The following is a 21,011-nucleotide window of genomic DNA, read 5'->3' as shown; positions in this document are numbered from 1 at the left end:
CAGCGCGGCCACGGCCCTCGCGCGGGCCGCCGAGCTGACCCCCGACCCGCGCCTCCGGGCCCGGCGCCTCAAGGACGCCGCCGTCGCGGCCTGGCTCGGCGGGCGGCCCGGGCAGGCGCAGTCGTGGCTGGCCGAGGCGCGCGAGCGGGGCGGCGGCGACCCCGCCCTGCTGATGGAGCTCGCCCAGCTGCGCGGCCGGTTCGAGCTCAACGCCGGCGACGCCGCCGAGGCCGTGCGCATCCTCGCGGCCGGCGACGGGCTGGGCATGCTGGCCGACGCCGCGGAGGCAGCCTCGTACGCCGGGGACATGGACGCCGTCGCCGAGCTCGGCCGGCGCGCGGCCGCCCACCCCGAGGGCTTCCTGCGCGACGCCGTGGCCGGCCTCGGCCTGACGCTCGGCGGCGACGCCACCGGGCCGGGCCTGCTGCGCCGGGCCCTCGCCCGCACCGGCGAGCTCGAGGACGCCGCCGGGTACCTCTGGGCGGCCGCCGCGGCCAGCGCGCTCGGCGAGCCCGACCGGGCCGGGCAGCTGGCGGTCCGGGCCGGGCGGGTGGCCCGGGTGTCCGGGATGACCGGGCAGCTGCCGGTCGTGCTGGAGTTCGTGGCCACCGCCGAGCGCCTGGCCGGCCGGCTCGCCGACAGCCAGGCCGTCTCGGAGGAGGGGCTGGCGCTGGCCCGCGAGGCCGGGTACACCAACACCGTCGCCGCCCACCTGGCCAACCTCGCGGCCGTGTCGGCCCTGCGCGGCGACGAGGACGACTGCGCCCGGCTGGCCCGCGAGGCGCTGGCCATCGCCCTGCCGCACCGGGTGGGGCTGCGGGCCGGGGTAGCCGCCTACGCGCTGGCGCTGCTGGAGCTCTGCCTGGGCCGGCACGCCGCGGCGCACGAACGGTTCGCGGCGCTCGCCGCCGCCGGGCCCGGGGCCGGGCACCCGAGCGTCGTGTGGCGCAGCACGCCGGACCGCGTCGAGGCCGCCGCCGGCGCGGGGGACCAGGACGCCGCCCGGGCCGCCCTCGCCGCGTACGAGCGGTGGACGGCGCACGCCGCGCTGCCCGAGTCGCGGGCGCTGCTGGCCCGCTGCCGGGGGCTCGCCGGCGGGTCCGAGGACGACCTCGTCGAGGCGCTGCGGCTGCACACCAACCCGTTCGAGGCGGCCCGCACGGCCCTGCTGCTGGGGGAGCGGCTGCGCCGGGGCCAGCGGCCCGGTGAGGCACGGGCGCACCTGCGGGCGGCGTGGGAGGCGTTCGAGCGCGCGGGCGCGCGGCCGTGGGCCCGGCGGGCGCAGGATGAGCTGCGGGCCGCCGGCGAGACCGGGCAGGCGCCGCCCGCCGGCGCGCTGGCGGCGCTCACCCCGCAGGAGCTGCGCATCGCGGGCCTGGTCGCCGACGGGTTGTCGAGCCGGGAGATCGCCGTCCAGCTGTTCCTCAGTCCGCGCACGGTGGAGTACCACCTGTACAAGATCTATCCGAAGCTCGGCATCGGGTCCCGTACGGAGCTGGCGCGGCTAGTAGTTCTACAGAAGGCACCGGCGGGCGGCGGCGGCAGGCTGTGACCATGCAAAACGTGAGCATCTGGAGTGAAGCGTTCGGTGCCGGGACCGACGCCCCGATTCTGCTGATCATGGGCTCGATGTCGCAGGGCGTGCTGTGGCCGGACGAGCTCGTCGGGCGCCTGGCCGCGGGCGGGCGCCGGGTGATCCGTTACGACCACCGCGACACCGGCCGGTCGCAGACCGTCGACTTCGCCATCCACCCGTACACCTGGCAAGACATCAAGGACGACGTGTACCGCGTGATGGACGAGCATGGCCTCGACCGCGCCCACCTGGTCGGGCACTCGGCGGGCGGGCTGCTCGCCCAGCTCGTCGCGGTGGAGCGGCCCGATCGGGTGTGCTCGCTGACCGTCATCGCCTCCTCGCCGCTCGGCGGCGGCGAGGGCGAGGTGCTCGTGCGGGCCCTCATGGGTCAGGAGCCGGCCGAAGGCAGCCTGCCGGAGCCCACGCCGGAGTTCGTGGCGTTCTACCGCGCGCTGATGGCGGCCCCGCCGCCGGCCGACCGGCGGACCCGGGTCGACGGCATGATCGCCGAGCAGCGGGTGCTGCACGGCACCGGCCTGCCGTTCGACGAGGACGCGGCCCGGCGGCTGCAGGAGCGGGTGTACGACCGGGCCCGGGACCTGTCGGCCGCGGTGAACCATCGGCTGGCCGCGGCCGCCCGGCCGGACTTCGAGCCGGTCGGCGCCCTGTCCGCGATCACCGCGCCGACGCTGGTCATCGAGGGCACTCACGAGCCCGTCAAGCCGGGGCACGGGGCGATCATCGCCGAGCGCATCCCGGGCGCCGAGCTGATGATCGTTACCGGCATGGGGCACACGCTGCCCGCGGAGGTGCACGAGGAGCTGGCGGCGGCGATCCTCGCGCACACGGGCGGGAGATCCGGCAAGTCGCCTGTCAGGGTATAAATCGGATATGTCGTGGCGCGCCCGCGCCCGACATATCCGCCTAAAAGACGCTCGACCTTTTTTCAGGTCTTGTATTGACGTCCGACGGATCCAGGTCATAGCCTGCCACCAATTAGGAAAGGCGCTTAACAGATACTGGGCGCCGCCAACGACGGGTGCCCCGGTAAGCGGACGGCCAGGGCACCGGCATGAAGGGCGGACCGGACGCACACCCGAGCGGCCGGTCCGCCCGTCGGCTACCCGACAGGCTCATCGTCCACTGTGGACGGCCGTCGAGTGAGGTACGCCACGATCGCTTGTCGGGTGGCATACATCCGGGATTCAACGGGGCCCGGACGCGCATAGGTTCAGTGCGTCCACGGCTGACATCGCGTCTCGCACGCGGTACCCCCATAAAGGAAACGAATCCCGATGAAGCGTCTGCTGCCCGTCCTCGCCGTCGCCACCGCCGCCCTCCTGATGACCGCCGCCTGTGGGGACGACAAGAAGGACGACAAGAAGACCGACGCCCCCGCCGCGGCCGCCTCCGCCGCCCCGTCCGGCTCTTCCGGCGCCGCGCCGAGCGGCTCGGCGGAGCCCAAGGCGTCCGGATCCGCGAAGGGCGAGGCCGGCAAGCTCAGCTTCGCCACCGTCGGCAAGCTGACCGGCGAGCTGTTCACCAAGGACCCCGACTGCCCGCTCGGCCAGTGGGACGCCAACTCCACCGGCGTGCCGGCCAAGTACCGCTCCGCCGTGGCCGACTTCAAGCAGTTCGACTGCTACGCGAAGAAGGGCGACACCATGCCGCACCGCGGGCAGCAGGCCATCTTCGTGGAGTTCAAGGCGGCCAACGCGGCCAAGGCCTACGCCCAGGACCAGGCCTCGATGTACCCGACCCTGATCGTCGGCAACACCGTCGTCGTCGGTGGCACCGGCCTGCGGCAGACCGACATGAAAGCGTGGCTGGAGTCGGTCAACGAGACCGCCGGTGGCGCCGGCCAGATCGTCTCGAAGTCTTAAATTTGCAGCTCACTGGCTTAATTCAAGTCTTATATTGACGTGCGGTCCGGGGCGGGCATAGCCTCCTGGCGATCTGTAAGGCATCTTCACAGATTGCCCGCCCCGGACCTACCGCCTGAGCACCACCGGGTCCGAGCGGGCATGCCCGCCCAGAAGGGACCCGCCAGTGACCCCCTCCAACCACACCAGGCGGCGGCCGCGCCTGAGGATCGGTCTCGCCCTCGCGGCGACCGTCCTGGCCGCCGCCGGCGTCGGCGTCTTCGCGATGACCGCCGCCTCGGCCGCTTCGGCCGGCCAGATCACCGGCTACGGCGGCAAGTGCGTCGACGTCGCCGCCGCCAGCAGCGCCAACGGCACCCAGGTCCAGCTCTACACCTGCAACGGCACCACCGCCCAGCAGTGGACCGTCGGCGACGACGGCACCATCCGCGCGCTCGGCAAGTGCCTCGACGTCGCCGGCGCCAGCAGCGCCAACGGCACCAAGGTGCAGATCTGGGACTGCAACGGCACCGCCGCGCAGACGTGGTCGAAGCAGAGCGACGGCACGCTGCGCGCGCTCGGCAAGTGCCTCGACGCCACCGGCCCCAGCTCGGCCGACGGCACCCCGCTGCAGATCTGGGACTGCTTCGCCAGCGCCAACCAGCAGTGGACGCTCCCGGGAGGCACCACGCCGCCGCCGACCAGCGCCCCGCCGACCAGCACCCCGCCGAACACCGGCAACCCTGACCTCGGGCCGAACGTCTCGATCTTCGATCCGTCCATGTCCCAGGCCACGATCCAGAGCAAGCTCAGCTCGGTCTTCAACTCCCAGCAGAGCAACCAGTTCGGGTCGCAGCGCTACGCCCTGCTGTTCCGCCCGGGCACGTACAACGTCGACGCCAACGTCGGCTTCTACACCCAGGTCGCCGGCCTCGGCCTCTCGCCGGACCAGGTGACCATCAACGGCGCCGTGCACGCCGAGGCCGACTGGTTCCAGGGCAACGCGACGCAGAACTTCTGGCGCTCCGCCGAGAACCTCTCGGTCAACCCCACCGGCGGCTCCGACCGCTGGGCCGTGTCCCAGGCCGCGCCGTACCGCCGCATGCACGTGCGGGGCAACCTGCAGCTCGACGACGGCGGCTGGTCCTCCGGCGGCTGGATCTCCGACTCCGTCATCGACGGGCAGATCCGCTCCGGCTCGCAGCAGCAGTGGATCACCCGCAACTCCAACATGGGCAGCTGGAGCGGCTCGAACTGGAACATGGTCTTCGTCGGCGACACCAACGCGCCGAGCGGCAACTTCCCGAGCCCGCCGTACACCCGCGTCGCCCAGACGCCGGTGGTGCGCGAGAAGCCGTTCCTGTACATCGACGCCGCCGGCAACTACCAGGTCTTCGCCCCGGGCATCCGGACCAACTCCACCGGCAACTCGTGGCAGGGCGGCAACCAGCCCGGCACCTCGCTGCCGATCAGCAGCTTCTACATCGTCAAGTCCGGCGCCACCGCGGCCTCCATCAACGCGGCCCTCGCCGCCGGGCAGAACCTGCTCTTCACCCCCGGCGTCTACCACGTCAACGACACGATCCGCATCACCCGCGCCGACACCGTCGTGCTGGGCCTCGGCCTGGCCACGATCGTGCCGGACAACGGCGTGACCGCGATGACCGTCGCCGACGTCGACGGCGTGAAGATCGCCGGCGTGCTGTTCGACGCCGGCACCGTCAACTCGCCGATCCTGCTCCAGGTCGGCCCGAGCGGCTCGTCCGCCGACCACTCGGCGAACCCGACCACGCTGTCGGACGTGTTCTTCCGCATCGGCGGCGCCACCGTCGGCAAGGCCACCGTGAGCCTGCAGATCAACAGCAACAACGTGATCGGCGACCACGCGTGGATCTGGCGGGCCGACCACGGCAACGGCGGCACCGTCGGCTGGAGCACCAACACGGCGGCCAACGGGCTCGTGGTCAACGGCGCCAACGTGACGTTCTACGGGCTGTTCGTCGAGCACTACCAGCAGTACCAGGTCATCTGGAACGGCAACGGCGGGCGGACCTACTTCTTCCAGAACGAGATCCCGTACGACGTGCCGAACCAGTCGAGCTGGTCCAGCGGCGGCGGCGCCCAGGGCTGGGCGGCGTACAAGGTGGCCGCGAACGTCACCTCCCACGAGGCGTGGGGCCTGGGCAGCTACTGCTACTTCAGCACCAACTCGAGCGTCGTGCTGGGCCACTCGTTCGAGGTGCCGCAGACCGCGAACGTGAAGTTCCACGACCTGGTGACCGTCTCGCTGGGCGGCACCGGCACCATCGCGCACATCATCAACAGCACCGGCGGCCCGTCGAACTCCTCGTCGAACGTCGCCAACCTGGTGAACTACCCGTAACGCTAGGCTTCCCCGGTGCCGACCGTCCTCCTCCTCGGCGGCACCGGGGAAGCGCGGCGGCTGGCCTCGGTGCTGCCGCCGTACCGTGTGATCTCCTCCCTCGCGGGCCGCGTCGCCGACCCGGCCCGGCCCGCGGGGGAGGTGCGCATCGGGGGCTTCGGCGGTCCCGCCGGGCTGGCCGCCTACCTGCGGGCCGAGCGCGTCGACGCGGTCGTCGACGCCACCCACCCCTTCGCCGCCCGGATGTCGGCCAACGCCGCCGAGGCCTGTTCCGCGACGGGCGTGCCGCTGGTGGTGCTGCGCCGGCCCGGGTTCGAGTGCAAACCGGGCGACGACTGGCGGCGGGTCCCGTCGCTGGAGGCGGCCGCGGCGATGCTCCCCGGGATCGCCGGCCGCATCTTTCTCACCACCGGCCGGCAGGGGCTCGCGCACTTCGCGCACCTGACGGAGCAGTGGTTCCTCGTCCGCTGCGTGGATCCGCCGGTACCGCCCGTGCCGCCCAGGCTGGAAGTCGTCCTCGACCGGGGGCCGTTCACAGTGGACGGCGAGACGGAGCTTCTGGCGCGGTACGACATCGGGGTCCTGGTGACCAAGGACAGCGGGGGAGCGATGACCGCCGCCAAGCTCGACGCGGCCCGCGCCCGGGGGATACCGGTGGTGGTCGTCGACCGCCCCCCGGTCCCCCCGGGCGTGGCCGTTGTGTCCACTGTGGACGAGGTTATCGCGTGGCTTTGCGCAGCCAGAAGGTGAGTCCGTCCATCTCGTGGACGTCCGGCCACTGTGGATCGCCGACGGCGAGGTCCACGGCGAGCACCTCGTCGGCGATGCCGGCCGCGTGCTCGGCGAGCGCCTCGGCGACCTCCGCGTCGGAGGCCCGGTAGCGCAGCTCGATGCGGTCCGTCACCTCGAGGCCGCCGGCCTTGCGGGCCTCCTGCACCTGCCGGATCACCTCGCGGGCCAGCCCGGCCCGGCGCAGCCGCGGCGTGATCGTCAGGTCGAGAGCCACGCTCACCCCGGCCTCCCCGGCGACGGCCCAGCCCTCCCGCGGCGTCTCGGTCAGGAACACGTCGTCGGGCTCCAGCTCCAGCTCCGCCCCGTCCACGGTCACCGTGGCCCGGCCGGTCTCGCGCAGCGCCGCGGCCAGGGCGGCGGCGTCGGCGGCCGCGATCGCCTTGGCGGCCGCCTGCACCCCCTTGCCGAGCCGCCGGCCCAGCGTGCGGAAGTTGGCCTTCGCCGTGGTGTCGACCAGCGAGCCGTGCAGCGCCTCGACCGCCTCGACGTTGAGCTCGTCGGCGAGCAGCGTGGCGAGCTCCGGGTCGAGGGCGTCGAGGGCGCGCGGCGAGACCAGCACCCGCGCGAGCGGCTGGCGGGTCTTCACGGTCGCCTCCGCGCGGGCCGCCCGCCCGAGCTCGACCAGGCGCCGCACCGCGGCCATCCGCTCGGACAGCCCCCGGTCGATCAGGGTCTCGTCGGCCGCCGGATAGGGCGCCAGGTGTACCGAATCGGCCGCCCCGGCGACCGTGGGCACCACGAGGTCCTGCCAGACCCGTTCGGTCACGAACGGCGTCAGCGGCGCCATCAGCAGCGTCACCGTCGTGAGCGCCTCGTGCAGGGTGGCCAGCGCGGCCGGGTCGCCCCGCCAGAACCGGCGCCGGGCCCGCCGCACGTACCAGTTCGACAGGTCGTCGACGAACCCGGCCAGCAGCCGCCCGGCCCGCTGGGTGTCGAACGCCGCCATCGCCAAGTCGACCTCGCCGACCAGGAGGTTCAGGTCGGACAGCAGCCAGCGGTCCAGCATCGGGCGCTCGGCCACCGCGACGGTCCGCTCGGGCGTCCAGCCGGCCGTGCGTGCGTACAGGCTCTGGAACGCCACCGTGTTCCAGTACGTCAGCAGGACCTTGCGGACCACCTCCTGCAGCGCGGTGGGCCCGACCCGCCGGGCCGACCACGGCGAGCCGACCGCGGCCATGAACCAGCGCACCGCGTCCGCGCCGTGCCGGTCCATCAGCGCCATCGGCTCCAGGATGTTGCCCAGGTGCTTGGACATCTTCCGGCCGTCCTCGGCGAGGATGTGGCCGAGGCAGACCACGTTGCGGTACGCCGACCGGTCGAACACCAGCGTGCCGACGGCCATGAGCGTGTAGAACCAGCCGCGGGTCTGGTCGATGGCCTCGGAGATGAAGTCGGCCGGGTAGCCGCGCTCGAACGCCTCCGTGCCCCGCCACGGGTAACCGTGCTGGGCGAACGGCATGGCGCCGGAGTCGTACCAGGCGTCGATGACCTCCGGCACCCGGCGCGCCTCGGCGCCGCAGTGGCAGGCGAACGCGACCTCGTCGATGTAGGGCCGGTGCGGGTCGAGGCCGCTCAGGTCGCGGCCGGCCCGCTCGCCGAGCTCCGCGAGGGAACCGACGCAGGTGAGGTGGCCCTCGGGGCAGCGCCAGATCGGCAGCGGGGTGCCCCAGTAGCGGCTGCGCGACAGGGCCCAGTCCACGTTGTTGGCCAGCCAGTCGCCGTAGCGCCCGTGCCGCAGCGACGCCGGGTGCCAGCCGGTCGCCTCGTTCTCGCGCAGCAGGGCTTCCTTGACCTGGGTGGTGCGGATGTACCAGGAGGGCTGGGCGTAGTACAGCAGCGGCGTGCCGCAACGCCAGCAGTGCGGGTACGAGTGCGTGTACTCGACCTTCTTGAAGAGCAGGTCGCGTTGCCGGAGACTCTTGATCAGGACGGCGTCGGCGTCCTTGAAGAACATGCCGCCGACCAGTGCCAGCCCGTCCTCGAACCGCCCGTCGGGCCGGACCGGGTTGACCAGCGGCAGGTCGTATGCCCGCCCGGTGGCGTAGTCGTCGGCGCCGAACGCGGGCGCCTGGTGCACCAGCCCGGTGCCGTCCTCGGTGGTGACGTACTCGGCGAGGACGACGACGTTCGTGGTGTCGAGCCAGTCGAACGGCCGCTCGTACGTCCACCGCAGCATCTCCTTGCCGGTGAACGTCTCCCGCACCGCCCAGCCCTCGCCCAGCGCCTTGCTCACGAGCGGCTCCGCGACGACGAGGTTTTCGGTGCCGTTCGAGGCCATGGCGTACGTCACGTCGGGATGGACCGCCACCGCGCTGTTGGACACCAGGGTCCACGGCGTCGTGGTCCACACCAGCAGCGCCGCCCGGCCCGCGAGAGGCCCGGAGGTGAGCGGGAAGCGCACGAAGACCGACGGGTCGGTCACCGTCTCGTAGCCCTGGGCCAGCTCGTGGTCGGACAACCCGGTCTGGTCGCGCGGGCACCACGGCGCTACCCGGAAGTCCTCGGCCAGCAGCCCTTTGTCGAAGATCTGCTTGAGCGACCACCAGACCGACTCGATGTACCCGGGATCCATGGTCCGGTAGGCGTCGTCCATGTCGACCCAGTAGCCCATGCGCTCGGTGAGCCGCCCGAACGCGTCGGTGTGCCGGGTCACCGACTCGCGGCACCGCGCGTTGAACTCGGCGACGCCGTACACCTCGATGTCCTGCTTGCCGGCCAGCCCGAGCTCCTTCTCGACGGCCAGCTCCACGGGCAGCCCGTGGCAGTCCCACCCGGCCTTGCGCTCGACGTGGAAGCCCTTCATCGTCCTGTACCGCGGGAAGACGTCCTTGAACACCCGCGCCTCGATATGGTGGGCGCCGGGCATGCCGTTGGCGGTGGGCGGACCCTCGTAGAACACCCACTCCGGCTTTCCCGCCGACTGTTCGAGGCTGCGCCGGAACACGTCGCGCGCACGCCAGAACTCCAGGACGTCGCGCTCCATGGCCGGAAGGTCGACCTGGGCTGGAACCGTTCGGTACATGCCGGCCAGTCTGCCCCTTCGCGCCGGTTCACGAGCACCATTAACGCCGCGGCCGAGGGGTGGGGGGTTCTGCGAGTACCTGGAACGACAGGCATTCCCAGACCGCTGCGGCGCTCGGTTGTATGGACGGCAACGGGGTAAGCGTCACGGCTAGAAGGGAATCCCCATGCGCGCAACAGTGATCTACGGTGCCGGTGACGTCCGGGTGGAGCAGGTGCCGGACGCGGTGCTGCAGGAGCCGACCGACGCGTTGGTGCGGGTGGTGCGCTCGTGCATCTGCGGCAGCGACCTGTGGCCGTACGGGTCGCGCCCGGCCACCGGGCACGGTGACCGGATCGGGCACGAGTTCCTCGGCGTCGTCGAGGACGCCGGCGCCGAGGTGTCCGGTCTGCGGCGGGGCGACCTGGTGGTGGCGCCGTTCGTGTGGGCCGACAACACCTGCGACTTCTGCCGCGAGGGGTTGCAGACCTCGTGCCGGCACGGCGGGATGTGGGCCAGGGACGGCGTCGACGGCGGGCAGGGCGAGGCGGTGCGGGTTCCGCAGGCGCAGGGCACGCTGGTGAAGCTCCCGGTCGGCGAGGACTCGGCGTTGCTGCCCTCGCTGCTGACCCTGTCGGACGTGTTCCCGACCGGCCACCACTGCGCGGTGACCGCCGGGGTCGGCCCCCGCACCACGGTCACGGTGATCGGCGACGGCGCGGTCGGGCTGTCCGCCGTGCTGGCGGCGAAGCGGCTCGGCGCCGAGCGGATCATCCTGATGGGCCGGCACAAGGACCGCACCGACCTGGGCCGGGAGTTCGGCGCCACCGACGTGGTCGCCGAACGCGGCGCCGAGGGCGTCGAGCGGGTACGTGAGCTGACCGGCGGCGACGGCACCCACACCGTGCTGGAATGCGTCGGGCTCAGGCCGGCCATCGAGACCGCGTTCGCCGTGGTCCGCAACGGCGGCACGGTCAGCCGGGTCGGCGCACCGCAGTACCCCGACGTGCCCGCCGACTTCGGCGTGTTCTTCCGCAACATCACCCTGACCGGCGGCGTCGCCCCGGCCCGCGCCTACATCGAGGAGCTGCTGCCCGACGTGCTCGAAGGCCGCCTCCAGCCGGGCAAGGTGTTCGACCGCACCGTCGGCCTCGGCCAGGTGCCCGACGGCTACCGCGCGATGGCCGACCGGTCCGCCCTCAAGGTCCTCATCCAGCCCTGACCCTTGAAGGGACAGCCCCCCATGGCTCCCAACGAGCACGCCCGCAAGCACCACGACGAACTGTTCCCCGGGCACGTGTCCACCCTCGCGGCCACCGACCCGGACCTGATCGACTACTTCGACAACTTCGCCTTCGACGAGGTGCTGCGCTACGGCAGCCTCGACACCCGGACCCGGCTCATGGTCCAGCTCGCCGCGCTGATCGCCGGCCAGGCGCTGAGCGAGTACCGGGTCATGCTCGGCGCGGCGCTGACCGCCGGCGTCACCCCCGTCGAGGCCAAGGAGATCGTGTATCAGGCGGTGCCGTACGCCGGCATGGGCAAGGTGTTCGACTTCCTGCACGCCACCAACGACGTCCTCACCTCGCGCGGCGTCCCGCTTCCGCTGGAGGGCCAGTCCACGACCACGCCGGAGACCCGGGAGGAGAAGGGCCTCGCGGTGCAGAAGCGCATCGTCGGCGCCGAGCGGGTCGACGCCATGTACGCCGCGGCCCCCGCCGACGAGCTCCACATCCAGCGGTACCTGTCGGCCAACTGCTTCGGCGACCACTACACCCGTACCGGCCTGGACCTGCCGACCCGGGAACTGCTCACCTTCGCCATGCTCATCGCCATGGGCGGCTGCGAACCGCAGGCCAAAGGCCACGTGGCCGCCAACCTGAACGTCGGCAACGACCGGCAGGCCCTCCTGTCGGTGGCCACCCAGCTGCTGCCCTTCATCGGCTACCCCCGCACGCTCAACGCGATCCGGCTCATCGACGAAGTAGCCCCGTCGCCGGCCCCGTCGCGGGCATCGTCGCCGGCCCCGTCGCCGGCCCCGTCGCCGGCCCCGTCGCCGGCATCGTCGTCGGCGTAAGGAGATCCTTCATGTCCACCCTGCTGAAGCTGAACAACGGCGTCGAGATGCCCGCACTCGGGTTCGGCGTCTTCCAGACCCCTCCGGACGAGACCCGCGACGCGGTCGAGGCGGCCCTGTCGACCGGCTACCGGCACATCGACACCGCAGCCGCCTACGGCAACGAGCGGCAGGTCGGCGAGGCCGTCGCGGCCGCCGGCATCGACCGCGCCGGCGTCTTCCTGGAAACCAAGATCTGGATCAGCGACTACGGCTACGAGCAGACCCTGCACGGCTTCGCCAAGAGCGCCGGCAAGCTCCGTGCCGACCGGATCGACCTGCTCATCCTGCACCAGGCCCTGCCCTCGGACTTCGGCAGGACCCTGGAGGCGTACCGGGCACTGGAGACACTGCTCGGCGACGGCAAGGTCCGCGCCATCGGGGTCAGCAACTTCATGGTCGAGCACCTCACCGCGCTGCTGGACAAGGCGACCGTCGTGCCCGCCGTCAACCAGATCGAGGTCCACCCGTACTTCCAGCAGCGCGACGTGCAGACCTTCGGCGCGCAGCACGGCATCCTCACCCAGGCGTGGTCGCCCATCGGCGGCATCACGTTCTACCGCGACAGCGGCCACTCCAACGCCCTGCAGGACCCGGTCATCGGCGAGATCGCGAAGGCGCACGGCAAGAGCGCCGCCCAGGTGATGCTGCGCTGGCACCTCCAGCAAGGCCGCTCGGCGATCCCGAAGTCGACCAACTCCCGGCGCATCGCCGAGAACTTCGACGTCTTCGACTTCCACCTCACCGACGAGGAGCTGTCGGCGATCGACGCCCTCGAAACCGGCCGGCGCGGCGGACCCGAGCCTGCCGACGTCACCTTCGAAACGTTCGGCAGGCCGATCCCCGAAGCCTGAGACCCCGTCCATCGCAGGTCGATCCCACTGCCATCACTTCACCCAGCGCCGGAAGCGCTGAAGAAGTGACGCAGGTAGTCCTCACGGGCGACACCCGGCGCACCGGCAGTCGATGGCGATGATCTCTTGCGATGAATACGAGAATGCCCCGACCCTTTCGGCGGGGCATTCTCGTTCGCCTACGCAAGGGCGCTGTGCTTGTGCAGTGCTCCGACGTGCGTTCGCTTCCGCAAGGGCGCTGTGCTTGTGCAGTGCTCCGACGTGCGCCCGCGTGTCTATGCGTTGCGCAGGGCCTCGCGGACGGCGGCGGCCACCGCTTCGGGGTCGCGGTGGTCGTGCAGGACCAGGACGGTCGAGCCGGTGCCGGTCGGTTCGGCCTGGCGGGTGAAGAGGGAGACGACCTGGGCCATGGCGGCGTCCAGCTCCGCGGCCGGGTCCTTGGCGTCGCGGCGCAGCCACCGGCGTAGCACGTGGTTGTGCGCGGAGACCACGGCGGAGGCCATCAGCTCGGCCCGCAGTGCGGCGCCCGGGGCGGGGCCCATCCAGTCGGCGATGAACTCGCGGAACAGTCGCTGGTAGCGGGCCACGCTGGCGATCTCGCGGTCGCGCAGGGCGGCCACGCGGCTCGTGATCCGGTAGCGGCGCCGGGCGCGGTCGCCCTCCTCGACGTAGCGCATGAGCACCAGCCGTACCGCATCCGTGACCGCGACCAGAGCGGTGTCCGCGCTCGAGGTGGCCAGCCGCTCCTTGACGGCGGCGAGGAGCCGGTCGTGGTCCGGGAAGATCACGTCTTCCTTGGACCGGTAGTGCCGGAACAGCGTCGTGCGGCCGACGCCGGCCCGATCGGCGATGTCGTCCGCGGTCGTCTGCTCGAAGCCGCGCTCGTCGAAGAGGTCGAAGGCCGCGTCGACCAGGCGCTCTCGGGCCGGAGTTGTCACAGGCACATCCTCGCGCATCGGGCGTTGCTTCAGCTTGGCGGTATGCAGTACCGTCGACATGGTACTAGGTACCGTCCGCCTAGGAGGTTGACATGCTCGAGGACACCGACCTCGCCACCGAGTTCGAGACGATCCAGGTCCCGCGCCGCGCCGTGCTGTTCCGGGAGGGCGACACGGCCGACTACCTCTACGTGCTGGTCGACGGCAAGGTGAAGCTGAGCCGCCGCTCGCACGACGGGCGGGAGGGCCTTCTCGCGCTGCTCGGGCCGGACGAGCACTTCGGCGAGGTGGAGCTGCTCGACGGCGGGCCGCGGGTGACCACGGCGACGGCGGTTTCCGACGCGCGGCTGGCCCGGCTGCACAAGACCGCGCTGTACCACTGGCTGGCGCACCGGCCGCAGGCGGCCGAGCAGCTGCTGCGGGTGGTCGCCCGGCGCATCCGCGACGACCGGGCCACCGTGCACGACCGGCTCTTCACCGACGTGTCCGGGCGGGTGGCGGGGCAGCTGATCCAGCTCGCCCACCAGTTCGGGGTGACCGACGGCGGCACGACCCGGGTGGTGCACGACCTGACGCAGACCGAGCTGGCGCAGTTCGTGGGGGCGTCGCGCGAGTCGGTGAACAAGGTCCTGGCGCAGTACGCCAGCCGCGGCTGGGTCCGGCTGGAGAACAAGTGCATCGTGATCCTGGACGACGCCCCGCTGGCCCGCCGGGCCCAGCACAAGCGGCGCCGCTAGCGCGAGGGCGTGCCGGGCCCGGCACAAGCGGCGCCGCTAGCGCGAGGGCGGGCCGGGCCCGGCACAAGCGGCGCCGCTAGCGCGAGGGTGCGCCGGGCCCAGCACAAGCGGCGCCGCTAGCGCTGTCTGGGGATCACCAGGGCGGTGCCGGTCTCCGGGTCGGGCACCACGCGGCACGGCAGGGCGAAGACCTCTTCGATCATCGCCTCGGTGACCACCTCGGCCGGCGGTCCCTCGGCCCGGATCCGCCCGTCGCGCATGGCGACGAGGTGGGTGGCGTAGCGGGCGGCCAGGTTGAGGTCGTGCAGCACGGCGACGAGGGTGCGCCCGTGCTCGCGGTGCAGTCGCGCGCACAGCTCGAGGATGTCGAGCTGATGGGTGATGTCGAGGTACGTCGTCGGCTCGTCCAGCAGCAGCAGCGGCGTCTCCTGCGCGAGGACCATGGCGATCCACACCCGCTGCCGCTGCCCGCCGGAGAGCTCGTCGACGTAGGCGCCGGCCAGCGGCGTGACCGCGGTGGCGTCCATCGCCCACGCGACCGCGCGCTCGTCGGCCGCGCCCCAGGCGCTCAGCGGCCCGCGGTGCGGGTAGCGGCCGCGGGCGACGAGGTCGGCGACGGTGATGCCGTCGGGGGCGATCGCGGTCTGGGCGAGCAGGCCGAGCGTGCGGGCGACCTCGCGGGCCGGGCGGGTGGCGATGTCGCGCCCGTCGAGCAGCACGGTGCCGGCCCGCGGCTTCAGCACCCGGGCCAGGGCGCGCAGCAGCGTCGACTTGCCGCAGGCGTTGGGCCCGACGATGACGGTGAACGAGTTGTCGGGAATGGCGACGGACAGGCCCTCGGCGACGGTCCGGGCGTCGTACCCCAGCGTCAGCCCATCGCCCCGCAGGCGCTCAGCCACGAACCCTCCTTGCTTGCACGGCCAGGATCCAGACCAGGTAGCCGCCGCCGAGCAGGCCGGTGACGACCCCGACAGGCAGCTGGTGCCCGGGGAACGCGCGCTGGGCGACGACGTCGGCCCCGACCAGCAGCGCGGCCCCCATGAACAGCGACGGCAGCAGGTTGGGCCCCGACGCCCGGGTGAGGCGGCGGGCCAGCTGCGGCGCGGTGAGCGCGACGAACAGCACCGGGCCGGCCGCGGCCGACGCGGCGGCGGCCAGCAGCACGGCCCCGGCCAGGGCGGTCAGCCGCAGCGCGCGGACGTCGACGCCGAGGGCGGTGGCCGGGTCGTCGCCGAGCTCCAGCACCCGCAGCGCCCGGCCGCAGGCGAGCACGATCGGGGCGACGAGCACGACGGCCCCGCCGGCGACGGCGGCGTTGCCCCAGCCGCGGCCGTCGAGGCTGCCGGTGAGCCACAGCACGGCCCGGGCCGCGTCGACGATGTTGGCCCGCACCAGCAGGTAGCTGTTGAGCCCGGTGAGGATGCCGGCCACGCCGATGCCGACCAGGATGAGCCGGTGCCCGTGCCCGCCGCCGCGCCACGCGAGCAGGTAGATGGCGGCGCCGGTGGCGACGGCGGCGAGCACTGAGCCGGTGGCCACCGCGGTGGTGCCGCCGCCGGCGAGGACCACGGCGAGCAGGCCGCCGGTGGCCGAGCCCTGGGTGAAGCCGAGCACGTCGGGACTGCCCAGCGGGTTGCGCACCAGGGACTGGAACACGGCCCCGGCCAGGGCGAGCGCGGCGCCGGCGGCGAGGCCGGTGACGACCCGGGGCAGGCGCAGCTCGCGCACGATGAAGACGTCGGCGGGCGAGCCGTTGCCGAGCAGCGTGCGCACCGCGTCGGGGATGCCGAGGGCGACCAGCGCCGCGAGCCCGGCGGCGGCGGCCAGGACGGCGCCGACCAGGAACGGCCGGCCCTTCACATCCGCCGCCGGCGCACGATGGCGAGGAACCAGCAGCCGCCGAGGACCGCGGTGACCACGCCGACCTGCAGCTCGCCGGGGCGGGCCACGACCCGGCCCAGCACGTCGGAGGCGAGCAGCAGGGCGGGGGCGAGCACCGCGCTGTACACCAGCATCCACCGCACATCGGGTCCCGTGAACGGCCGCACGAGGTGCGGGACCATGAGCCCGAGGAAGACGATCGGGCCGCAGGCCGCGGTGGCCGCCCCGCACAGCAGCACGATGGCCACGGCGGCGGCCGCGCGGATGCGGCCCGGGTGCGCGCCGAGCGAGCGGGCGGCGTCGTCGCCGAGGGCCAGGGCGTTGAGGGGCCGGGCCAGCAGCGCGGTGACGAGCACGCCGGCGGCGACGAACGGGGCGATGAGCGCGGCGGTGCCGGGGCGGGCGGCGGCCAGGGAGCCGGCCACCCAGAACCGCATCCGGTCCAGGGACGCGGTGTCCAGCAGTTGTACGGCGGAGACGTACGCGTACAGGGCCGCGCTGACCGCGGTACCGCTGAGGGCGAGCCCGCCGGGGGATGCGCCGCGCCCCCCGGCCACGGCCCAGACCACGACGGAGACCAGGGCCGCACCGCCGAAGGCGAACCAGACGTAGCCGGCGAGGTCCGTCACGCCGAGGAAGGCGATCGCGGTGACCACGGCGGCCGAGGCCCCCGCGTTGACGCCGAGCAGTCCCGGGTCGGCGAGCGGGTTGCGGGTCAGCGCCTGCATCAGCGCGCCGGCCAGGCCCAGGGCGACGCCGATGAGCAGCCCGAGCACGGTGCGGGGCAGCCGCAGCTGGCGCACGACGGTCGCCCCGGCGGCGCCCGCGTCGGTGAGCCCGTGCCAGACCTCGGCCGGCCCGAGGGCCCGGGCGCCGATGGCGAGGCTCGCGATCGCGACGGCGACGAGCACGCCGATCGCGCCGGCGAGCCGGACGAATGGCAACAAAGACACCACCTTGACAAGGTCAACTTAGGTGAGGCTAACCTATGCATCGACCGAGAGAAAGGCAACCCACCATGTCCTGGAATGTTTCCCGGCGCGGCCTGCTGGCCGGCGTCCTCGGCCTCGGCGCGCTCGCGGCGTGCGGCGAGGCGAAGGCCGGCCCCGGGGAGGGCGACGGCGGCGGCCCGTGGGCCTTCACCGACGACCGGGGCACCGACGTGAGCCTCCCGGCCCGTCCGCAGCGGATCGTCGCCTACGTCGGCTCCGCGGCCGCCCTGCACGACTTCGGCGTCGACCGGCAGCTCGTCGGCACCTTCGGTCCGCTCAAGGGCGCCGACGGCGGCAAGGACCCGCTCGCCGGCGACCTCGACCCGGCGCGGCTGGAGTCGCTCGGCAACGCCTGGGGCGAGTTCAACCTCGAGAAGTACGCCACCCTGCGCCCCGACCTGCTCGTCACCAACATGTACGAGCCGAACGCGCTGTGGTACGTCCCGGACGACAGCAAGGACAAGATCGCCACCCTGGCCCCGAGCGTCGGGCTCACCGTCGCGCGGACCACGCTGCTGAAGGTCATCGAGCGGTACGGCGCGCTGGCCGTCTCGCTCGGCGCCGACGTCAGCGCGAAGCCGGTCGCCGACGCCAAGGCCCGCTTCGAGGCCGCGAGCGAGGCGGTGCGGGCCGCCGTCAAGGCCAACGGCGGCCTCAAGGTGCTCGCCGCCTCGGCCAGCGCCGACCTGCTCTACGTCTCGGATCCGAAGGTGTACGCCGACCTGAGCTACTACCAGGAGCTGGGCGTCGACGTCATCGTCCCCGGCCAGGTCACCGGCGGCTACTTCGAGAACCTGAGCTGGGAGAACGCCGACAAGTACAAGGCCGACGTGATCCTGCTGGACAGCCGTACCTCGGCGCTGCAGCCCAAGGACCTGACCGCCAAGCCGACGTGGGCCGCCCTGCCCGCGGCCAAGGCCGGCCAGATCGTGCCGTGGCTGAGCGAGCCGCGGTTCAGCTACGCCGGCTGCGCCGCCCCCTTGGAGACCCTGGCCAAGGCCCTGCAGAGCGCCCGCAAGGTCGCGTCGTGACCTTCGACTTCTTCGATGTCCACGTGGTACGGCACGAGGCGCTGACCCCCACCGCGGTCCGCGTCACGTTCGCCGGCCCGGCGCTGTCCACGTTCGTCAGCGGCGGCCGCGACCAGCGCTTCAAGCTGTTCTTCCCCCGCCCCGGCCAGCCCGAGCCGCTGGTGCCCCGGGGCGAGGACTGGTTCGCGCAGTGGCGCGCCATGGACCCGTCGACCCGCGGCGTCATGCGCACCTACACGGTGAGCGACCAGCGCCCGGGCGAGTTCGACGTCGAGTTCGCCCTGCACCCGGGCGGCGGCCCGGCCATCCAGTGGGCCGGCCGCGTCCGCGCCGGCGACCGCCTGGTCGCCCTGGGCCCGACGGTGGCCGACAACGGCGGGGTGGACTTCCGCCCGCCGCAGGACACCGAGTGGGTCCTGCTGGCCGGCGACGAGACGGCGCTGCCCGCCCTGGCCGCGATCCGCGCCTGGGTCGGCGATGCCCTTCCGGTGTACTGCTACCTCGCCGCCGAACCGGACCGCTGCCCGGCCCTTGCCGACGCGGTGCGGTGCGACGGCGACCTGCTGACCCCGATCCGCGGCGCCGCCCTTCCGCCCGGCACGCCGTACGCCTGGATCGCCGGCGAGTCGGGCGAGATCCGCGCCCTGCGCCGCCACCTGGTCCAGGACCGCGGCTTCCCGAAGCCGCGCGTGATGTTCACCGGCTACTGGCGCCGGGGCGCCACGGAGGACGACCTGATCGCCGAGTCGGTCGCCTGAGCCGGGGTCGGGCGCCCGTCAGCGCCGCGGGATGAGGCGCTCCACGGTGCTCAGCGGCACGGCGGTGAAGCCGGCCTCGGCGGCCCGGGCGTAGGTGCCGCTGCCGGGGATCTCCGTCAGCGGTCCGTGGAACGGCGTGCCGCCGGCGCCGTCGGTATCCCAGCAGCCGCCGGAGATGCCGAAGACGACCTGGCCGTCGACGACCGGGGCCTGGATCACCGTCACGCCGAGGGGTGAGTTCCTGGCCGCCTGCGGGAACACGAGCCCGAACAGCGCGCCGTCCGGCCCCCAGAGCGGGCCGGGGTTGCCCTCCGCGAACTTGTCGGGCAGTGGCGGCAGCCGCGGCGTCTCGACCCACACGGCGGTGCCGTCCGGGATGTCCGGCCCGCCGAGGGTGCGCACGGCGTTCAGGGTCATCTCGTGGTGCAGCGGGCCGTCGCGGGCGGTCCGGCCGGTCAGCTCGCCGCGGGCCACGACGATCGACGCCCCGAGGCCCAGCACCTGCGGCAGCCGCTCGGCCAGCGGCATGTTGGCGCACGCCTCCGCGTCGGCCAGCGGCGCGGGGCCGTCAGGCTCGGGGCGGGTGACGAACCAGCCGGCCGCGGCCAGCAGGACGGCCACGACCGGGGCGGCCGCGACGGCCAGCCGGCGCCGTCCGCGCTGGTGTCCCTCCATCAGGTCCTCTTCTCATCGGCGCCGTGCCGCCGGGGAACCCGGGCGCCGCGCCGCCCGAGGAGTACCCTACGCCGTCAGCCCGTGCGCAGCGTGGCGCCGAGCGAGTTGTTGATCGTGCGCATGGAGGAGAAGTACACCCAGGAGCTGCAGTAGATGTCCGCGGTCCCCAGGCGGACGCCGACGCAGTTGGTCCAGGTCTTCTGCACGGCCTGGATCATGCCGGTCGCCCGCACCTGCGTGTCGCCGACGGTGGTGAAGACGGGCCCACCGCTGTCCCCCTGGGTGGCGGCGATGGTGTCGTTCTGCTGGTGGCCCTCGATGGTCCAGAAGTCGGCGCCCATGCCGTCGTTGTGCAGCACCCACATGTTCGTGACCTTGATGTTGCAGCGGACGCCGGAGTTGGCGCCGCTGGTGCACACCAGGTCGTTGAGGCCGACGTCGCCGTAGCCGATCACGGTCTTCTTGTAGCCTGCCGTGTTGTTCCAGGCGCCGTCGAACATCCAGTAGAACCCGCCGGCGGTCATCACCCGGGCCGCGCCCTCCGGCGAGTTGACCAGCCCGTCGCCGTAGGTGTAGCCGCTGTACACGGTCTTGTAGTCGTGCTGCCAGCAGTGCCGGGCCGTCGTCGTGCGCGCGACGCCGTTGAGGATGATGCCGAAGCCGCTCGTGCAGAAGCTGGTGGTGCTCGGCGACGACATCAGGCCGCCCGCGTTGAACGCCGGCGAGTCGCTGTCCCGGGTGGCGGTCGCCGCCACGAGCGGCCCGCTGTCGCTGGTGATGGACACGTCGACGCCGAGCTGCGCCGATATCGCCCCGGCGGTGGACGCGTCGAGCGCGGCCCGACCGGCCGCCGGCGCGCCGGCCTGGTCGCCGCGGATCACGATGCCGTCGAAGTCGGCCGCGATCGCGCCGACGGAATGCAGCGTGAACCCCGCGAGCGCGCCCTTGCCCGAACTGTGGAAGGCCGCCGTGGCCGCGGCGATCAGCTGACCGCGGCTGTACTTGCGCTGCTTGAACGTCACGGACACGCCGAGGCGCTTCGCCTCCTTGCGGATGCCGTCCTGCAGGGCGCTCGCCGGGCCGTACCACAGCACGGTGGTCGAAAGGTCGGCGGCGTCGTTGACGGACTCGATGTAGCCGGTGTCCTCGATGCCCGGCTGGGTGATGATCCACGTCCGCAGTTGCATCAGCCGGTCCTGGCGGGCCGCCAGCGCCGGCTGGACCAGCAGGGCGCTCCCGTCGCCCGCCTGGCCGGCGGGCGGTGGCGTCTCGTCCGCGGCGGCCGGAAGTGCGGGCGCCGCGACCAGCGCGGCGATGCCGATGGCGGTGACGAAGAATCGGTGTCGGCGGTTCACGCAGGTGTCCTCTCCCCGAAGAGAGTGACACCATACATAAACTGCGATCACTGCGTTGTC

Annotated in this window: 18 protein-coding genes; 11 read left to right on the top strand and 7 right to left on the bottom strand. The window is 72.9% G+C overall.

Annotated elements, in window-relative coordinates; genetic code table 11:
- The 5 genes from ABD352_RS43355 to ABD352_RS43335 form a co-directional block, all read left to right on the top strand.
- Positions 1 to 1,552 (top strand): LuxR C-terminal-related transcriptional regulator (locus tag ABD352_RS43355; RefSeq protein ID WP_344618428.1); only part of this gene is annotated, 1,552 nt, incomplete at its 5' end.
- 11 nt (positions 1,553 to 1,563) lie between these two features.
- Positions 1,564 to 2,460, top strand: coding sequence for an alpha/beta fold hydrolase (locus ABD352_RS43350; RefSeq protein WP_344618427.1), 897 nt, complete (start codon positions 1,564 to 1,566; stop codon positions 2,458 to 2,460).
- 411 nt (positions 2,461 to 2,871) lie between these two features.
- Positions 2,872 to 3,459, top strand: coding sequence for a hypothetical protein (locus ABD352_RS43345; protein WP_344618426.1), 588 nt, complete (start codon positions 2,872 to 2,874; stop codon positions 3,457 to 3,459).
- A 166-nt stretch (positions 3,460 to 3,625) separates the two neighbouring features.
- Positions 3,626 to 5,821: a ricin-type beta-trefoil lectin domain protein gene (locus ABD352_RS43340; protein ID WP_425553906.1), complete on the top strand. Its 2,196-nt coding sequence runs from the start codon at positions 3,626 to 3,628 to the stop codon at positions 5,819 to 5,821.
- A gap of 15 nt (positions 5,822 to 5,836) precedes the next feature.
- Positions 5,837 to 6,571 carry a cobalt-precorrin-6A reductase gene (locus tag ABD352_RS43335; protein WP_344618425.1) on the top strand — a complete coding sequence of 245 codons (735 nt, stop codon included), beginning with the start codon at positions 5,837 to 5,839 and terminating at the stop codon, positions 6,569 to 6,571.
- Here ABD352_RS43335 and ileS read toward each other — a convergent pair.
- Entirely contained in the window at positions 6,540 to 9,635 is a 3,096-nt protein-coding gene (ileS, locus tag ABD352_RS43330) for an isoleucine--tRNA ligase (RefSeq protein ID WP_344618424.1), read from the bottom strand. The genes ABD352_RS43335 and ileS overlap by 32 nt on opposite strands.
- Positions 9,636 to 9,801: 166 nt before the next feature.
- Here ileS and ABD352_RS43325 point away from each other — a divergent pair, with 166 nt between their 5' ends.
- From ABD352_RS43325 to ABD352_RS43315, 3 genes are read left to right on the top strand one after another with little or no spacing between them, the layout of a single operon-like run.
- Positions 9,802 to 10,836 (top strand): zinc-dependent alcohol dehydrogenase family protein, encoded by a 1,035-nt coding sequence (locus ABD352_RS43325; RefSeq protein WP_344618423.1) that lies wholly within the window; start codon positions 9,802 to 9,804, stop codon positions 10,834 to 10,836.
- Positions 10,837 to 10,857: 21 nt separating this feature from the next.
- A complete protein-coding gene (locus tag ABD352_RS43320) occupies positions 10,858 to 11,691 on the top strand; it encodes a carboxymuconolactone decarboxylase family protein (protein WP_344618422.1) in 834 nt (277 codons plus the stop codon).
- A gap of 11 nt (positions 11,692 to 11,702) precedes the next feature.
- Positions 11,703 to 12,584 carry an aldo/keto reductase gene (locus tag ABD352_RS43315; protein WP_344618421.1) on the top strand — a complete coding sequence of 294 codons (882 nt, stop codon included), beginning with the start codon at positions 11,703 to 11,705 and terminating at the stop codon, positions 12,582 to 12,584.
- Positions 12,585 to 12,859: 275 nt separating this feature from the next.
- Here the strand turns inward: ABD352_RS43315 and ABD352_RS43310 are convergent, their stop codons facing one another.
- A complete protein-coding gene (locus ABD352_RS43310; protein WP_344618420.1) occupies positions 12,860 to 13,522 on the bottom strand; it encodes a TetR/AcrR family transcriptional regulator in 663 nt (220 codons plus the stop codon).
- Between the two features lie 92 nt (positions 13,523 to 13,614).
- Here ABD352_RS43310 and ABD352_RS43305 point away from each other — a divergent pair, with 92 nt between their 5' ends.
- Positions 13,615 to 14,259, top strand: a complete 645-nt coding sequence (locus tag ABD352_RS43305) for a Crp/Fnr family transcriptional regulator (protein WP_344618419.1) — start codon at positions 13,615 to 13,617, stop codon at positions 14,257 to 14,259.
- A gap of 116 nt (positions 14,260 to 14,375) precedes the next feature.
- Here the strand turns inward: ABD352_RS43305 and ABD352_RS43300 are convergent, their stop codons facing one another.
- From ABD352_RS43300 to ABD352_RS43290, 3 genes are read right to left on the bottom strand one after another with little or no spacing between them, the layout of a single operon-like run.
- Entirely contained in the window at positions 14,376 to 15,158 is a 783-nt protein-coding gene (locus ABD352_RS43300) for an ABC transporter ATP-binding protein (protein ID WP_344618418.1), read from the bottom strand.
- The gene (locus ABD352_RS43295; protein ID WP_344618417.1) at positions 15,151 to 16,119 is read right to left on the bottom strand and encodes a FecCD family ABC transporter permease; all 969 of its coding nucleotides are present in this window, start codon (positions 16,117 to 16,119) and stop codon (positions 15,151 to 15,153) included. The genes ABD352_RS43300 and ABD352_RS43295 overlap by 8 nt, the downstream gene beginning before the upstream one ends.
- Positions 16,116 to 17,093, bottom strand: coding sequence for a FecCD family ABC transporter permease (locus ABD352_RS43290; RefSeq protein WP_425553905.1), 978 nt, complete (start codon positions 17,091 to 17,093; stop codon positions 16,116 to 16,118). Before ABD352_RS43290 ends, ABD352_RS43295 begins: the two co-directional genes overlap by 4 nt.
- Before the next feature lie 65 nt (positions 17,094 to 17,158).
- On the opposite strand from ABD352_RS43290, the gene ABD352_RS43285 reads away from it, so the two are divergent.
- Both ABD352_RS43285 and ABD352_RS43280 read left to right on the top strand, forming a co-directional pair.
- Positions 17,159 to 18,163, top strand: a complete 1,005-nt coding sequence (locus ABD352_RS43285) for an ABC transporter substrate-binding protein (RefSeq protein WP_344618415.1) — start codon at positions 17,159 to 17,161, stop codon at positions 18,161 to 18,163.
- Positions 18,160 to 18,921 carry a siderophore-interacting protein gene (locus ABD352_RS43280; protein WP_344618414.1) on the top strand — a complete coding sequence of 254 codons (762 nt, stop codon included), beginning with the start codon at positions 18,160 to 18,162 and terminating at the stop codon, positions 18,919 to 18,921. The genes ABD352_RS43285 and ABD352_RS43280 overlap by 4 nt, the downstream gene beginning before the upstream one ends.
- A gap of 18 nt (positions 18,922 to 18,939) precedes the next feature.
- On the opposite strand, the gene ABD352_RS43275 is transcribed toward ABD352_RS43280, so the two are convergent.
- Positions 18,940 to 19,596 carry a hypothetical protein gene (locus tag ABD352_RS43275; protein WP_344618413.1) on the bottom strand — a complete coding sequence of 219 codons (657 nt, stop codon included), beginning with the start codon at positions 19,594 to 19,596 and terminating at the stop codon, positions 18,940 to 18,942.
- A gap of 74 nt (positions 19,597 to 19,670) precedes the next feature.
- Positions 19,671 to 20,951, bottom strand: coding sequence for a chymotrypsin family serine protease (locus tag ABD352_RS43270; protein ID WP_344618412.1), 1,281 nt, complete (start codon positions 20,949 to 20,951; stop codon positions 19,671 to 19,673).
- Positions 20,952 to 21,011: the final 60 nt, after the last annotated feature.

The sequence above is a fragment of the Dactylosporangium salmoneum genome (assembly GCF_039532525.1).
Taxonomy (GTDB): Bacteria; Actinomycetota; Actinomycetes; order Mycobacteriales; family Micromonosporaceae; genus Dactylosporangium; species Dactylosporangium salmoneum.
Note: the sequence above shows the minus strand (reverse complement) of the source record. Positions and strands in the feature narration are given on the sequence as shown.